The organism is Tepidanaerobacter sp. GT38, from assembly GCF_021991635.1.
Classification (GTDB): domain Bacteria; phylum Bacillota; class Thermosediminibacteria; order Thermosediminibacterales; family Tepidanaerobacteraceae; genus DTU063.
In genome coordinates this window covers 1-14451 of sequence record NZ_JAFFJA010000014.1, presented here as the reverse complement: position 1 = coordinate 14451, position 14451 = coordinate 1, and the positions used below count along the sequence as shown (strand labels likewise).

The 14451-nt window shown below is 38.8% G+C and carries 18 protein-coding genes and 1 tRNA gene; 15 read left to right on the top strand and 4 right to left on the bottom strand.

Features of this window, described 5'->3' with window-relative positions; translation table 11 throughout:
- Nucleotides 1-88: 88 nt before the first annotated feature.
- The 3 genes from JT739_RS03090 to JT739_RS03080 form a co-directional block, all read right to left on the bottom strand.
- Nucleotides 89-1480, bottom strand: a complete 1392-nt coding sequence (locus tag JT739_RS03090; protein ID WP_237659627.1) for a hypothetical protein — start codon at nt 1478-1480, stop codon at nt 89-91.
- Nucleotides 1481-2120: 640 nt separating this feature from the next.
- Nucleotides 2121-2516, bottom strand: coding sequence for an MBL fold metallo-hydrolase (locus JT739_RS03085; RefSeq protein WP_237659626.1), 396 nt, complete (start codon nt 2514-2516; stop codon nt 2121-2123).
- Nucleotides 2464-2748 carry an MBL fold metallo-hydrolase gene (locus JT739_RS03080; protein WP_237659625.1) on the bottom strand — a complete coding sequence of 95 codons (285 nt, stop codon included), beginning with the start codon at nt 2746-2748 and terminating at the stop codon, nt 2464-2466. Before JT739_RS03080 ends, JT739_RS03085 begins: the two co-directional genes overlap by 53 nt.
- A gap of 193 nt (nt 2749-2941) precedes the next feature.
- On the opposite strand from JT739_RS03080, the gene JT739_RS03075 reads away from it, so the two are divergent.
- The 15 genes from JT739_RS03075 (at nt 2942) to JT739_RS12865 (ending at nt 14140) form a co-directional block, all read left to right on the top strand.
- Nucleotides 2942-3805: a DUF89 domain-containing protein gene (locus tag JT739_RS03075; protein ID WP_237659624.1), complete on the top strand. Its 864-nt coding sequence runs from the start codon at nt 2942-2944 to the stop codon at nt 3803-3805.
- Nucleotides 3806-3817: 12 nt separating this feature from the next.
- Nucleotides 3818-4048, top strand: coding sequence for a hypothetical protein (locus tag JT739_RS03070; protein WP_237659623.1), 231 nt, complete (start codon nt 3818-3820; stop codon nt 4046-4048).
- Nucleotides 4049-4245: 197 nt separating this feature from the next.
- On the top strand, nt 4246-4626 hold the full coding sequence (locus tag JT739_RS03065; protein WP_237659622.1) for a DUF5320 domain-containing protein: 381 nt from the start codon (nt 4246-4248) through the stop codon (nt 4624-4626).
- Nucleotides 4627-4710: 84 nt separating this feature from the next.
- Nucleotides 4711-5154 (top strand): Fur family transcriptional regulator, encoded by a 444-nt coding sequence (locus tag JT739_RS03060; RefSeq protein ID WP_237659621.1) that lies wholly within the window; start codon nt 4711-4713, stop codon nt 5152-5154.
- Nucleotides 5155-5194: 40 nt separating this feature from the next.
- On the top strand, nt 5195-6505 hold the full coding sequence (locus tag JT739_RS03055) for a [Fe-Fe] hydrogenase large subunit C-terminal domain-containing protein (RefSeq protein WP_237659620.1): 1311 nt from the start codon (nt 5195-5197) through the stop codon (nt 6503-6505).
- Between the two features lie 208 nt (nt 6506-6713).
- Nucleotides 6714-7544, top strand: a complete 831-nt coding sequence (locus JT739_RS03050; RefSeq protein WP_237659619.1) for a 4Fe-4S binding protein — start codon at nt 6714-6716, stop codon at nt 7542-7544.
- On the top strand, nt 7541-8410 hold the full coding sequence (locus JT739_RS03045) for an ATP-binding protein (RefSeq protein ID WP_237659618.1): 870 nt from the start codon (nt 7541-7543) through the stop codon (nt 8408-8410). Before JT739_RS03050 ends, JT739_RS03045 begins: the two co-directional genes overlap by 4 nt.
- Nucleotides 8411-8423: 13 nt before the next feature.
- Complete coding sequence (locus JT739_RS03040) at nt 8424-8789, top strand: NifB/NifX family molybdenum-iron cluster-binding protein (RefSeq protein WP_237659617.1); 366 nt, start codon at nt 8424-8426, stop codon at nt 8787-8789.
- A 217-nt stretch (nt 8790-9006) separates the two neighbouring features.
- Nucleotides 9007-9438, top strand: coding sequence for a DUF134 domain-containing protein (locus JT739_RS03035; protein ID WP_237659616.1), 432 nt, complete (start codon nt 9007-9009; stop codon nt 9436-9438).
- 39 nt (nt 9439-9477) lie between these two features.
- Nucleotides 9478-10290 carry an Mrp/NBP35 family ATP-binding protein gene (locus JT739_RS03030; RefSeq protein WP_237659615.1) on the top strand — a complete coding sequence of 271 codons (813 nt, stop codon included), beginning with the start codon at nt 9478-9480 and terminating at the stop codon, nt 10288-10290.
- Nucleotides 10291-10320: 30 nt separating this feature from the next.
- Nucleotides 10321-10656: a NifB/NifX family molybdenum-iron cluster-binding protein gene (locus tag JT739_RS03025; protein WP_237659614.1), complete on the top strand. Its 336-nt coding sequence runs from the start codon at nt 10321-10323 to the stop codon at nt 10654-10656.
- Between the two features lie 247 nt (nt 10657-10903).
- Entirely contained in the window at nt 10904-11152 is a 249-nt protein-coding gene (locus tag JT739_RS03020) for a TM1266 family iron-only hydrogenase system putative regulator (RefSeq protein WP_237659613.1), read from the top strand.
- A 27-nt stretch (nt 11153-11179) separates the two neighbouring features.
- Complete coding sequence (locus JT739_RS03015) at nt 11180-11710, top strand: ECF transporter S component (protein WP_237659612.1); 531 nt, start codon at nt 11180-11182, stop codon at nt 11708-11710.
- A gap of 110 nt (nt 11711-11820) precedes the next feature.
- A complete protein-coding gene (gene nagZ, locus JT739_RS03010; protein WP_237659611.1) occupies nt 11821-13044 on the top strand; it encodes a beta-N-acetylhexosaminidase in 1224 nt (407 codons plus the stop codon).
- An 85-nt stretch (nt 13045-13129) separates the two neighbouring features.
- Nucleotides 13130-14140, top strand: coding sequence for a stalk domain-containing protein (locus JT739_RS12865; protein ID WP_237659610.1), 1011 nt, complete (start codon nt 13130-13132; stop codon nt 14138-14140).
- Between the two features lie 159 nt (nt 14141-14299).
- On the opposite strand, the gene JT739_RS03000 is transcribed toward JT739_RS12865, so the two are convergent.
- Nucleotides 14300-14374, bottom strand: a tRNA-Thr gene (locus tag JT739_RS03000).
- Between the last annotated feature and the right edge of the window lie 77 nt (nt 14375-14451).

Below are 14451 nucleotides of genomic sequence, written 5' to 3'. Positions count from 1 at the left end.
TTATATTTCCGGTAATATAATATGAACATGGAATATATCAGGTGATAATCTTGTCTGAAACCAAAAAGCGGGGATAAACCCCGCTTTTTTACATTAGGAATAACACAGCTACTATGACAGCAATTATCAAACCGGTAACGACTGGTATAAAGTTCTGTCTCACTAAATCTAGCACCGGAACGCCCACTATACCTGCTACTGCTACCAGGGAACTCCAAGCAATAATGGTACCGCCACCTGCCCAAATGGCACCCAGCTGACCTAAAGCCGCAAGCCCTGCTGCCACAGATGCATTGCCGCTAGCCATGGCACCAGCCAAGGTTCCTGTCATGGGCAAACCGGAAAATCCAGAGCCGTCTAAGCCTGTAATTATACCTAGAATCAGCATTCCAAAGGCAGATAGAAATCCTTGTGGAGGTATAGTTTGAGCAATCATTTCTCCAATATCGAAAAGGTAACCAGGAGCACCCTCGCCCAAAATACTTACCACAGCTTCAGGGTTGCCAAGGAAGAAAAATCCTGCAATTGGTAAAATCTGTCCCATTACTCTAAAAGCAAAGACCAATCCGTCAGTCAGGTGGTCAGCGATGATATCGAGGCCTCTTGCACCTTCAACAAGTAATGTAGCTACAGTCATTATTAAAATAGCGGTTCCTCCAAGTAGTGCAGAAGCATCTCCACCTGTTATATCAAAGCGGAACATGGCAAAGATAACTAAGGCCAATGATATGACAAGGAGCCATACCAGGAAAGGTGCATAAGCTTCACCCTTGAGCTCTTTTGCCTTCATTTGCATTTCCGGTCTAACTTCATTGGCAGCTGCCATTTCTTTAATGCCATTTTTCTGAAATGCAGCTATATCCTTTCTCATCATGTAATATGCAATTACAATGGCTGTTATACCGGTTACGAGGGAGAGAACTGCAGCAGCACGATTTACTAAGGCTACCGGAATTCCAGCGGCCGAAGCTGAAAGACCGGGAGCACCTTGAATGACCATATCACCGGAAAGGGCCATACCCTGCCCCGCTAAAGCAATTGCGACAGCACCGGCCATAGGCGGCAGACCTGCCTTAACAGCTGCTGGCACCAGCAAAGCACCTATTAACGGAACTGCTGGTGTGGGCCAGAAGAACAATGAAATAACATATGTTGAAACAATGATGACGATGTAACTAACTAATGGGGTTACCATTAATTTTTTCATTGGTGCCACTAATAGCTCATCGGCACCGGTGACGCTGAGGGATTTTAACATAGCATACATTAGGCCGATGATTACAAAAATACTTCCTAGTTCTCTTAAAGCCGCCATTTGAGCACTAAATACCGATACAACGGCTCCTACCAAAGAACCTTTATAGATGAGTGCTATCAAAAAAGTTGAAATAATACATGGAATAAGTACATTGCGACGAAAGATCATAGTCAAAACAACGGCGATGGTACCTAATGCATAAATCCAATGTCCAAGTGTCATAAAAACCCTCCTAAGTTATTATTTAGTGGGGATAAGGAATTTTATAAGACCTTATAATTTTTTTGAAGACCACCACCCCTCATCAATGATGAGTAATAAATTTATAGTTTTATATATTCTACAAAAAAGTTAAAAATCATTCCTAAAATCTGAACTATAAATAAAAGGTAAATGTTCTTGAATATCATTTCTAATCAAAGGTTCTTCTTATATTTTATGAGTACAACAATAATTCTATTCTATTAAATTAACAAATGTGTCATCGAATAAGAAAATTTATTGTTACGAAAGGAAAATATCAATCAAAAATTGTCATATTCAAACTAATATACGCCAAGAGTTTATAACATTGTCAAAAGCTTTTGTGAAGAGAGAAAGGAACATTTGAGAGAAATGGGAGTTACTACACAATATGTTGCAAGAAAGGCCGGCCTTGAACGTAACTTTGCCAGTCGGATATTAAATGAGCTTTTTGATAATGGCAGGCAGTGCCGGCCCAAAAAGATTTAACCTACCAATCAGTATGGCAATAATGGATATAAATAATGACATAAATGTCAGTTTTATAAACCTTGAACAAGTTTAGACATTTCACGGAAAAGCATTAGTAATTTTAGCCATTGTGAGGACCACCTTCAGTTTAGCAGGTGGTCTTTTCAATTACAGTTCCCACATTGCAGAAGAAAAATTTTTCTTTAAACTCTCGAGCCGAAATCATGGAGGCATTTAGTCCTGTACAATGAGAAACTCCTATACTATCAATATCATATTTTTTTAATGCTTCCACACTTTTGTGCAGTTGCTCTTTGCTCACTGAACCTAAGTGAGTACCTCCTACGATTGCGCAAAAGTGGTCTTCCCCTGTTTTTTCAATGACATAGTTTAAGGTATTTATTACACCTGAATGGGCACAACCAAGTATTAGATACAGGCCCTTTTCCGTTTTGATAACCAAAGCCTGGTCGTCCATAATGGGATCCTGCTCAAACTGATTGCCTTTTTGAATAACAAGATTTTTGTCTAACCGATAAGGCATCAAGGAGACCTCCGGTGTGGTCAAAGTGATGATGGCTGAGCATGATGGCCTTAACTGAGGAAAGGTCGATATTAAATATCCGTGCATTGTTAATGATAGCCTTGCCCTGGCCAGTATCGAAGAGGAAATTCCCGTGGTTTGTTTCAAAAAATATAGACCACCCATGTTCCGCAATAACACCTGTATTGCCAATCACATAATTTTCACAAAGAACCGTGGCTTTAAATTTCATATCCATACTCCTTTCCAATTGTTTTAAAAACTATAAAAAGTTTTGGTCATAAGTTCATTAACTTTTTTATATAATAGCATTTCTGATTATGTAAATCAATTCTGACCATAATTGACATATGTTCACAACGATAATATAATTATAATCACTAAATCAGGTTAGTGAAAAGGAAGAATGAAGGGAGCAAAATTAAATGAAACTATTTTTAGACTGTATACCCTGCTTTCAAAAACAGGTTTTGTTTACAGTAAAAGATCTGGATGATAAGCTTAAATCAAAGATACTGAGAAAAGTTATGATTCTTTTGTGCGACACTAGTTGGGAACTTACACCGGATGAAATTGCCAACAAGGTCTACAATCTCATTCGGGAAGAAACAGGAATAGCGGATCCATACAAACAAATTAAGAAGCAGAGTAATAAGATGGCTATGGAATTGTATCCAAAACTCAAGACAGAGATGAAAAGTATAAGGAAAAAGGACCGGCTTTACATTGCGGCAAATTTGGCTATAGCAGGGAATATTATTGATTACGGTCCAGCCTTTGAGTTTGATTTGGAAAAAACAATAAAAGAGGTATTAAATAAAAAGCCGGCTATTAATGATTTTGACATATTATCAGAAAAAGTTATGTCTGCAGAGAGCCTTTTGTATTTTGCTGACAATGCCGGAGAAATAGCACTAGATAAAATGTTTATTCAAGAAATGATAACAATTAGAGGTAAGCCTTTCAATCATATTTCATTTGTAGTGAAAGGCGGCCCTATAATTAATGATGCTATGATTGAAGATGCTTATGAGGTAGGAATAGATGAGCTTCCTAATGTAGTTTTTTATAAAATAGGGAACGGTCAGGAAGGCACCGGCCCTAATCGATGGGACGGTGTTGTAAAAGAGTGGATAAAAGAACATGATTTAGTTATTTCAAAAGGTCAGGGAAATTTTGAAGGGTTAAGTGAAAACAGCAATATATTTTTTATGTTAATAGCCAAATGCCCTGTTATAGCAAAAGAAATCGGTGTTAATGTGAAGGACACAGTTATTAAATATAATTGAGGAGGAAGCCAATTGATAGTATTTGGGCCTGTTCCATCAAGGCGATTGGGCAGAAGTGTTGGGATAAACAACATGAATATTACGGCAGTGCATCCAATGAAAAAACCGGCAGTTGAGACATTGCTGCAAAAATGTAACAGCAACTGGAATGTAGTAGAAAAGCTCATTGATGAGCAAAAGATCATAAAATTTGAATACCAAAATGAAACATTTTATATGAGGAAACTGTCAGAGCAAAGGTAACAAAATAACAAAAAATAGAAATTTTTGTTACATTATGGGATTCATAAAAATTGAGAACTATATCCATATGGATTATATATAAAAATAAAAGAATATCATTATTGACATAAGTCCATAATAGTATTATAATAAAATCAAAGTTATGAACAAATGACCATAATCTTTTAAAGAAATAATCCTCGGAAGGAGGTGGAGACATGCCCAGAGGTGATAGAAGAGGACCCGCAGGTTTTGGGCCAATGACCGGTAGAGGGGCAGGCTTTTGTGCAGGATACCCCGTGCCAGGCTACATGAACCCTGCCTGGAGGGTCTGGCCAAGGGGAGCAGGTTACGGCTTTGGGCCGGGCTTTGGCCGGGGCAGAGGCTGGAGGTGGCACGCATATGCCACTGGATTACCATACTGGGTAAGGGGATATTCCCTTTTTGATCCTATGGCGGCATATCCGGCTGCCGAGCTTGAGCCGAAGTATGAGGCTGAGATTCTTGCTCAGGATGCAAAAATTCTAAAAGAGCAACTTAAACAAATAGAGGCTAGATTGGAAGAACTGGAAAAGGAAGAAAAAGAGGGCGAAGACTAAAGAAGATAGATCTTGGCGGAGGCAGGCGGCTTTGCTTCCGCCAAATTTTTATAAAGAATTTCCCAGGCAAAAGGTGGTGAAGAAATGGAACCTGCTCTAGCCGAAAAAATAAGGAAAAAACAACTGCAATGGACACCTCAACGAGAAACAGTATTTTCAGTTATAGCAAATAGTAATAATAAACATCTAACGGCAGAAGAAATATTTTTAAAGACAAAAAAAATTATGCCAACCATTGGATTAGCTACAGTATATCGCACATTAGAACTGTTTTGCGAAGAGGGTATTTTACAAAAATTTAATTTACCAGGAGAAGCTGCAAGATATGAAATGTTAGCAGAAGACAACGATGTTCACTATCATTATATATGCTTGGGATGTGGAAAGATTTTTGAAGTACCTATTCAAAAAGAAACCATATCCTCTCAAATAGAAAATGATAATATTAGAGATTTTATTATAACTAAAATATCATGTTGGTACTTTGGATATTGCAAAGACTGTATGAATAGGACAAAAAGAAAATAGAACTGATTTTTTTGTCTGTGCGGGAGGAGTGGAAGGAAGTTTGGATTTTTATCATTCAGTAAATTTGGATATAGACAAATGTAAAGGCTGTACCAATTGTATAAAGAATTGTCCTAATGAAGCCATAAGAGTAAGAAACGGAAAAGCAAATATACAGCATAATAAATGTATTGACTGTGGTGAATGCATAAGAGTCTGTCCCCACAATGCTAAATATGCCAATACAGATGGCCTTGAAACATTGAAGAATTATAAATTTAAAATAGCACTAACAGCTCCTGCTTTTTATGCACAGTTTAAGGAAAATATAACAAAGCAAAAAATAGCAAGCGCCCTCATAAAAATAGGATTTGATGAAGTATATGAAGTGCCTTTAGCTGCAGAAGAAGTATCAGTGGCTATCCGTGAATACGTAAAAGAACACAAAGGTATAAGACCATTAATATCTTCAGCCTGTCCTGCTGTGTTAAGACTTATACAGATTCGTTTTCCTGAGCTTTTAAAAAACATAATTCCGATTAAACCTCCAACAGAAGTGGCCGGTATGCGGGCAAAGGAAGCCGTTATAAAAAAATATGGCTATAAAGCATCTGATATCGGAGTTTTTTTTATAAGCCCATGTCCGGCTAAGGCTGCATTTATAAAGCAACCTATTGGTATGAAAAAATCTTATATTGATGGGGCCCTATCTATGACGGATATTTACGGTGAAGTTTTAAAGAATTTAAGTGATGATAATTTCAAGTCCATATTCAAACACTCCTGTGGCATCGGTATGAATTGGGGTATGTCTGGCGGGGAAAGCGCTGCAATTGGCATAGAGAATCAACTTTCAGTAGATGGTATTCACAATTGCATAGATATTTTAGAACAAATAGAACTCAATAAACTTTTTGATATAGACTATATTGAGTGTCAAGCATGTTCTGGTGGATGTATAGGTGGAGTGCTTGCTGTGGAAAATAGATTTGTAGCTACAACAAAACTTCGAAATATGTCAAAACGAGCAGGGTCAAAAACTGAAATACAGACTGAAGAAATAATAAAAGATTTTAAATATGGATTTTATGATTTAGAAGAGAAAATTATTGCAAGGGATTCTATAAAATTAGATGAGGATATTTCAAAAGCTATACATAAAATGGAAATTTTGGAAAAAGTATTAAAAGAATTGCCAGGTCTTGACTGTGGTAGTTGCGGCTGTCCTAATTGTAGAGCTTTAGCAGAAGACATTGTGCAGGGTTTGGCAGCTGAAACGGATTGTGTGTTTAAACTTAGAGAAAAAGTTAAAAATATGGCATCCCAATTATATGAGTTTTCACAAAAATTACCGCCGACCATGGGCTCTTAGTAAAAGTAGAAAAATCAGTAGTTTTTTATACCATTCTGTAATTTACATTTTAGCATTAGTAAAAAACATAGCCAAGATAATTGACATATGTTCAAAATAAGAGTAATATTTAATATAGAAGACATATAAGCATAAGTCCAAAATACGATAGAAACTAATATTTAAATAAAGATTTTATTATTAATATAGACTTATTAGGAGGAAAAAGATGAAGGTAGGTATTTTAAGCGGAAAGGGAGGAACAGGCAAAACAACCGTTTCTGCAAGTTTGGCAGCAGTTGTTCCCTCATGTCAGTACATAGATTGCGATGTGGAAGAACCTAATGGAGCTATCTTTTTAAAGCCCGAGTTAAAAGAAAAATCGCCGGTAAAAGTATTAGTCCCGGAAATAGATATGACCAAATGCAATTTTTGTGGTCTCTGTGCTAAGGCATGTCAATTTAATGCTATAGCTGTAGTGAAGGATAAAGTCCTTGTATTTCCTGAAATCTGCCATCATTGCGGGGCGTGCAAAATAGCTTGTCCCAATGATGCGATCCTAGAAGTGGAGAGGACCATCGGTGTAGTTGAGGCAAATGAGGACGGCACATTTCTCCAGGGGAAACTCGATGTAGGTGAGCCTATTAGCATACCTATTATAAATGAATTAAAAAAGCACATCAAAGAGGACAGGTTCGTTATATTGGATTGCCCGCCAGGGGCATCCTGTGCGGTGGTAAATTCCATCGAAGGCTGTGATTATTGTGTATTAATAGCAGAGCCTACACCCTTTGGCCTTCATGATATAAAAATTGCGGTACAGCTTGTAAAAAATATGGGAATACCTTTTGGCGTTGTGTTAAATAAAGCATCTAATGATAATAGGTCGATACACCATTTTTGTCAAAGTGAAGGTATTGAAATTTTAATGGCAATTCCTTTTTCCAAAGAAATTGCCGAAGGTTATTCAAAAGGTATACTCCCAGTTGAAATTAATGATTTATGGAACGAAAAATTTAAAAAGCTGTATGAAAAAATTGAAGGGGGTGCTCATAAGTGAAGCAGATTGTATTTATAAGCGGAAAAGGTGGAACAGGAAAAAGCACCCTAGTATCATCACTTAGTTTGCTTGTTCAAAACAAAATGCTGGCTGACTGTGATGTGGAAGCACCAAACTTGCATATTCTTCTGCAAGGTGAAATCTTAAAAAAAAGAGACTTTTTTGGTGCTAAAGAAGCTGTAATTGATTCATCAGCTTGCATAAAGTGTGGTTTATGCAGAAAAACATGCAGGTTTGATGCCATAAGTGAAGAATTTGAAATAAAACCCATGAAATGTGAAGGTTGTGGAGCTTGCACATTAGTATGCCCTCAAAATGCAATAAAATTGGAAGAAGTAAAAACCGGCGAAACTTATGTGTCCAATACCTCGAGAGGCACTTTTTCCCATGCCTTCCTTGACATTGGGGCAGAAGGCTCAGGAAGACTTGTAACAGAAGTAAGAAAGAATGTAAACGCTTATAAAAAGGACGAAGAATGGTTACTGATTGATGGTTCTCCAGGTATAGGCTGTGTTGTTATTGCTTCTATTACAGGAACGGATGCAGTAGTTGTGGTTTCTGAACCTACGAAGTCCGGTCAAAGTGATCTAGAAAGAGTTTTAGGCGTAGCTAAGCATTTTGGTGTACCTGCATTTGTATGTATAAATAAATATAATTTAAATCTAAAAGTGACATCAGAGATAGAAGAGTACTGTGAAAACAATGGATATCCTGTTATAGGTAAGATACCTTTTGAACCATCTATAGTTAAAGCTTTACAGGAATTTAAAACTCCCATTGAGGCCGGCAATAAAGTAATAACAAATGAGATTAAAAATTTGTGGGCAAGGCTTGTTGATGAAGTTGAAAACCTAAAAAAAGCATAATGGAGGGAAAACTATGTTGGTAGCGATATCATCAAAGGGTAATTCCATGGAATGTATGATGGATCCGCGGTTTGGAAGGGCTGAATATTTTATCATTGCTGATACCGATACAATGGAGTTTGAAGTACTTGAAAATGCTGCAGCTGTCGCAGGCGGTGGAGCAGGAATTACATCAGGCCAACTTATGATTGATAAGGATGTTCAAGCAGTAATAACAGGCAATATTGGGCCAAATGCCATGAGTGTTCTAGCGGCTGCAAATATAGAGATATACCGTGGAGTATCTGCATCAGTTAAAGAGAATGTTGAAAAGCTCAATAAGGGACTTCTTGAAGAAATAAGTAAGACGGTCCCGCCGCATTCAGGGATCAATGGTTAACGGAAAAATTTGTAGATTTTCTTAAAGGAAATAATGATTCGTAAATCACCTAATTACTTACTATGAGGTTAAGAACACTACCTAAGTGCCAAGAGAAGATGAGGTTGTAATTATTGCAGTTTTACTGAACGTAGTTTAGTGAAGAGCTCGGACACAATTGACATATGTACATTACAGCAGTAAAATAACTTTAGAGTTAGGTGAGAGGAGTGTAAGTGTGGCAAGACCACCTAAATGGCGTCATGTGGAGTTCCTGCCGGATATAACCTATTTTAAGCCGGCCGGAGTTCCCCTACGGCAGCTGGACGAAGTAGTGTTGACAGTTGAAGAACTGGAAGCTTTGAGACTTAAAGATTTAGAGGGTCTTGAGCAGGAGCCTTGTGCGGAAAGAATGAACGTCTCCAGACCTACTTTTGTCAGAATAATTAACTCTGCCCGGAATAAGGTTGCCGAAGCCCTTGTAAAAGGCAAGGCGATTCGGATTGAGGGCGGAACTTACCAATTTGTCCAGTCTCTTAAATGTGGGGACTGCGGAAATGAATGGAGACAGCCCCAGGACGAAACTGGCAAGGAATGTCCCGAATGTCAGAGTACCAACTGGACGCCAAAGAGAATGAGAAGAGGGCAACGTCACGGGCACAACCGATAATTCAACAATATATTTTTATAAAATGAAAGGGTGTATCTGGTGAATCACAAGGATGACAATGAGAGTAAAGTAGTAAAAGCAGCAGATAAATTCCGTCAAGAACCGTCGGCAGCAGGGCTGAACCGCATTAAAAAGGTAATAGCTGTCATGAGCGGAAAAGGCGGTGTCGGAAAATCAACTGTTACTGGCCTTTTAGCCGTTAGCTTGAGAAGGCAGGGATACCGTGTCGGAATAATGGATGCGGACATAACAGGTCCCAGCATTCCCCGCATGTTTGGTGTAAACAAGAGGCCGGAAAGTATAGGAATTGGCCTCATGCCGCCGGAAAGCTCTACGGGCATTAGCATTATGTCATTAAACCTTTTACTGGAAAATGAAGATGATCCCGTAATTTGGCGTGGCCCCCTTATCGGTGGTGCCATTCAGCAGTTTTGGAACGATGTAGTTTGGGGCGACCTGGACTATCTTTTAGTGGATTTACCGCCGGGAACCAGTGATGCTCCCCTTACTGTCATGCAGTCCCTGCCTGTGGACGGTATAATCATCGTTTCATCACCCCAGGAATTGGTGGGCATGGTGGTAAAGAAAGCCGTTAAAATGGCCAACATGATGAAGATTCCGGTGATAGGGCTGGTGGAAAACTACAGCTATGCAATTTGCCCCAGCTGCCATGAAAAAATCGAAGTATTTGGAAAGAGCCGGGGTAAAGAAGGAGCTAAGGAGGCAAATGTGCCTTATCTGGGCTCACTTCCCATTGATCCAAAACTTGCTAACTTTTGTGATGAAGGTAGAATAGAAGAGTATGAAAGCATTGAGACAAAAAATATGAGCAGTTGGGTAAAGTTGGATTAAACTCAAAAATCAAGGAGGAATGAATTACTTATGAGAATTGCTATACCTACGGATAGAGGCCAAGTTTCCGCCCATTTTGGCCACTGTGAAGAGTTTACAGTATATGATATAGATGAAAATCAAAAAAAGGTAATCGCAAAAGAAGTTATTGAGAATCCAGGCCATGAACCGGGGTTTTTACCCATTTTTTTGGCAAAACAGAATGTTAACTGTATCATTGCAGGAGGCATGGGTTCAAGGGCCAAACGACTTTTTGACCAAAACAACATACAAAGTATAACCGGCGCTTCAGGCATAGTGGATGAAGTAGTACAGGAATATCTCGCAGGCCAACTTGTCAGCAATGACAATTTTTGCGACCATTGAATATTTGGGGACGTGGGGACGGGTACAAAGTATTCAAAATATTCATTGACAGCCGTTCTGTATAATGTTAATATTAACCTAAATCTGGTGTATTGGACTGCTGATACACAGGATAAAAAAGTCCATAGCTTCCTGATTGCAAGGAAATCCTAGCAAAAAGGTGAAGGACAATGCAAATTAATGAATATAATCTAAAAGCCTTCGACTTTTTGTCAAAGGCTTTATTTTATGAAAGTGAGGGAAAACTATGGACAAAAGAATTGGTGTAGTAGGTATTGTGGTTGAAGATTTGGAAAGCGCCGGTCAAGTAAACTCCATATTGCATGATTATTCCCAGATAATTGTTGGAAGAATGGGAATTCCCTACAGAGAAAAAGGCGTTTCAGTAATCGCACTTATCGTAGACGGCACCACTGATGAAATTAGTGCTATGACGGGGAAGCTGGGCAAGGTCAAGTCTGTTTCCGTAAAATCTGCCATGACCAAGAAAAATTAGAACAAAAAACAATATGGGGGGTATTTTATGAATAAAGATGCTTTAAAACCGTTCACCATTAGATGGCTTACCAGAACGGCTATACTTTTGGCCATAACTTTAGCTTTTCAGATGTTGGGCTTTCCTCAGATGATAACAGGGCCTGCAGTAAATGCCATGCTGCTACTTTCTGGTACATATGTAGGCTGGCTTGGTGCTGTGATTATAGGTATGCTTACGCCTTTTATTGCATTTGTTAGAGGTATCTTGGCGCCACCACTTGCACCCATGATTCCGTTTATTATGGTGGGCAATGCAATTTTGGTAATTATTTATGTTATTTCTCGCAGCAAATTGGGCAAAGGCATTGCTGGCTCGGGTATCGGTTTGGTTATAGGGGCAATAGCTAAGTTTTTGGTATTATCTTCAGCCGTTCGGTTTATTGTCAGCGTTCCACCGCCTGTGGCTCAAGCTATGCAGGTTCCGCAGCTTTATACGGCGATTCTTGGCGGTGTTGTAGCCATTGTGGTTGAAAAAGTTCTAGATGCCGCTCTTGGTAAAAAAAGTTATCTTGCATAATCGTTTTTTAAAATGAACAGGGAAGCATTTGGCTTTCCTGTTTTTTTGTCTACTATATCAATTTGGTATAATCTTATAGAAGAATCTTTTAATAAAGGAGACTGTATCTGATGAAGAAACTTTTACTGCTAATCTTAATCGTAACTGTTTTAGTATGTGGCTGCACAATTGGTAAGAATAAAGGCAATGAAGGCAAAGGACAACCCTTTCCTACTGAACCCCCTAAAGGTGAAGATCTCGATCCATTACAAAGGCAGATTGAGCAGATGAGCATAGATGAAAAAATCGGCCAGCTGGTCATAGTTGGCCTTGATGGATATGAAATGGATGACAATACCCAGGACATGATAAACAAATACAAAGTGGGAGGCTTTATTTTATTTAAGCGAAATATACAAAGTGCAGAGCAAACCTTAAGCCTTATTAATTCTTTAAAAAAAGCCAATACGTCAAATAAAGCTCCACTATTTATTGCAGTCGATGAGGAAGGCGGAAGCGTAAGTCGAATGCCAGATGAATTTGTGAAACTGCCCACAAGCAGAGCTGTTGGAAAAATAGACAGCGAAGAATTTGCATTTGAGATTGGGAATACCGTAGGCTTTCAAATAAAGTCCCTGGGATTTAATATGAATTTTGCACCAGTACTTGATATAGACAGCAATCCGAAAAATCCGGTAATTGGCGACAGGTCTTTTGGGGCAAATCCGGAAATAGTAAGTAGCCTTGGCACGGCTGTTATGAATGGCCTAAAAACTCATGTGATCTCTACAGTTAAACACTTTCCGGGTCATGGTGACACATCTGTAGACTCTCATGTAGGTCTACCTGTGATATATCACGATATCCATAGGTTAAAAAGCTTTGAGCTAGTTCCTTTCAAAAGAGCAATAGAAAATGGAGCAGATGCAGTAATGATAGCCCATATATTGCTGCCTAAAGTAGATGAACAAAATCCAGCAACTTTGTCAAAAACCGTGATTACCGATATTTTGCGAAATGAGATGAAGTTTGATGGCCTAGTAATCACCGATGACATGACAATGGGGGCTATAGTTGAAAATTATGATATTGGCGAAGCTGCGGTAAAATCCGTGATGGCCGGGGCCGATATAATCTTGGTATGTCACGATAGCCAAAAGCAGATAAAAGTCCTGGAGGCATTAAAGCAGGCGGCAATTGACGGCGTAATTTCCGAAAGCTTGTTAGATGAGCATGTATACAGAGTATTGAAACTAAAACAGAAATATGATTTAAAAGATGAAACCATAGAATCAGTAGATGTGGAAGCAATAAATGAAGAAATAAGCCGTATGCTAAACAAATATTACAATTAGATTACAATGGATTACATTGGGAACATATTTTTATAATTGCCGTCAAAAAAGGTAGAACACGAACTACTGAAGGAGGAGATTTGCTGTGGAATTTAAAAAGTTTATTGCAGGATTTTTATCAGCTACCATTATCACATGTTCATCAGGGACGGCTTTAGCAGTATACCGGGATGAGGTCATACCGCCGGAGGAAATGGTGGAAATAATGCCAATAAAAGCCGGGTTAGAGGAGCAAGTGCAAATCCGATATGGCTCCTTTACTGGAACAGTAAAAGAAATAAAGAATTATGAAATGATAGAAGGTGCAAAATTTATTTCATTGGAAAATGAAGAAGGAGAACCGGCCAATGTCATAATATCCGAGGACACATATGTTCTGGACAACTCAGAGATTGAAGTTGGGTCAACTATCACGGCATACTATGATGCCACAAAGCCTATGATTATGATTTACCCACCCCAATACAGTGCAGAAGTAGTAGTGGTTGAAAGGGAAGATAAAAATGTGAAATTCGATATTTTCGATGAAGATTTAGTCAGCATGGATGGCTCTTTAAAACTTAACGTTTCTGATGAAACCGAGATTTATATGCAGGACGGGACAGTTTATGAAGGTGAACTTGCAAACAAAAAACTCGTTGTGGTCTACGATGTCGTAATGGAAAGCTATCCGGCTCGGACAACACCGGAGAGAATCATAGTTTTAGCTGAAAAGGCTGAAGACATGCCACTGTTTGATGTTTCCAAAATGGAGATTGTCGTGAACGACAAAGTAATAGAAGCACCGGCAGCTTATACTAACGACCAGGGTACGGTCATGGTCCCACTTCGGGCTATTGCAGAGGCCTTAGGGTATGAAGTCACTTGGCACAATGATACAAGATCTGTCACCTTGGGAGATGATATTACCTTGACAATAGGTAAAGACAGCTATATCAGAGGCAGTGAAGCTCCTATAAGCTTGGGCACGGCCCCTGAGTTAAAAGGAGATAAGACTTTTGTTCCTATGAGCTTTTTTAGAGAAGTAATCCAGATGAACAATGCTTATGTTCATGAAGCACAAATAGTAATAGATAATGAAGAAAAAATGTTGTAAGTAAAGCGGCTCTTTAAGGGCCGCTTTTATAATTTGTAACAAAAATTACAGCAAAGACTTATATGCTGCCAACTGATTGTGTAAGGGAGTGCTAGCGAAATTTGTGTGCAAAAAAACCAAAAAGCTTCCGGAAAATTCCAGAAGCCTTAATTTTCATTATGGAGCTGATGGCCGGATTTGAACCGGCGACCTGCGCATTACGAGTGCGCTGCTCTACCGCTGAGCCACATCAGCTTACCTTTATATTTTACAATGTTTAAGTCTTTTAGTCAACAAGTTCGAATCTAATGGATCGCGTCAAGTATTTTTAG

Excerpts from the sequence above, each read along its gene's own strand:
- JT739_RS03025 (WP_237659614.1), top strand. The coding sequence starts at position 10,321 with ATGAGAATTGCTATACCTACGGATAGAGGCCAAGTTTCCGCCCATTTT.
- JT739_RS03090 (WP_237659627.1), bottom strand. The coding sequence starts at position 1,480 with ATGACACTTGGACATTGGATTTATGCATTAGGTACCATCGCCGTTGTT.
- JT739_RS03015 (WP_237659612.1), top strand. The coding sequence starts at position 11,180 with ATGAATAAAGATGCTTTAAAACCGTTCACCATTAGATGGCTTACCAGA.
- JT739_RS03075 (WP_237659624.1), top strand. The coding sequence starts at position 2,942 with ATGAAACTATTTTTAGACTGTATACCCTGCTTTCAAAAACAGGTTTTG.
- JT739_RS03050 (WP_237659619.1), top strand. The coding sequence starts at position 6,714 with ATGAAGGTAGGTATTTTAAGCGGAAAGGGAGGAACAGGCAAAACAACC.
- JT739_RS03020 (WP_237659613.1), top strand. The coding sequence starts at position 10,904 with ATGGACAAAAGAATTGGTGTAGTAGGTATTGTGGTTGAAGATTTGGAA.
- JT739_RS03085 (WP_237659626.1), bottom strand. The coding sequence starts at position 2,516 with ATGCCTTATCGGTTAGACAAAAATCTTGTTATTCAAAAAGGCAATCAG.
- JT739_RS03060 (WP_237659621.1), top strand. The coding sequence starts at position 4,711 with ATGGAACCTGCTCTAGCCGAAAAAATAAGGAAAAAACAACTGCAATGG.
- JT739_RS03065 (WP_237659622.1), top strand. The coding sequence starts at position 4,246 with ATGCCCAGAGGTGATAGAAGAGGACCCGCAGGTTTTGGGCCAATGACC.
- nagZ (WP_237659611.1), top strand. The coding sequence starts at position 11,821 with ATGAAGAAACTTTTACTGCTAATCTTAATCGTAACTGTTTTAGTATGT.
- JT739_RS03080 (WP_237659625.1), bottom strand. The coding sequence starts at position 2,748 with ATGAAATTTAAAGCCACGGTTCTTTGTGAAAATTATGTGATTGGCAAT.
- JT739_RS03040 (WP_237659617.1), top strand. The coding sequence starts at position 8,424 with ATGTTGGTAGCGATATCATCAAAGGGTAATTCCATGGAATGTATGATG.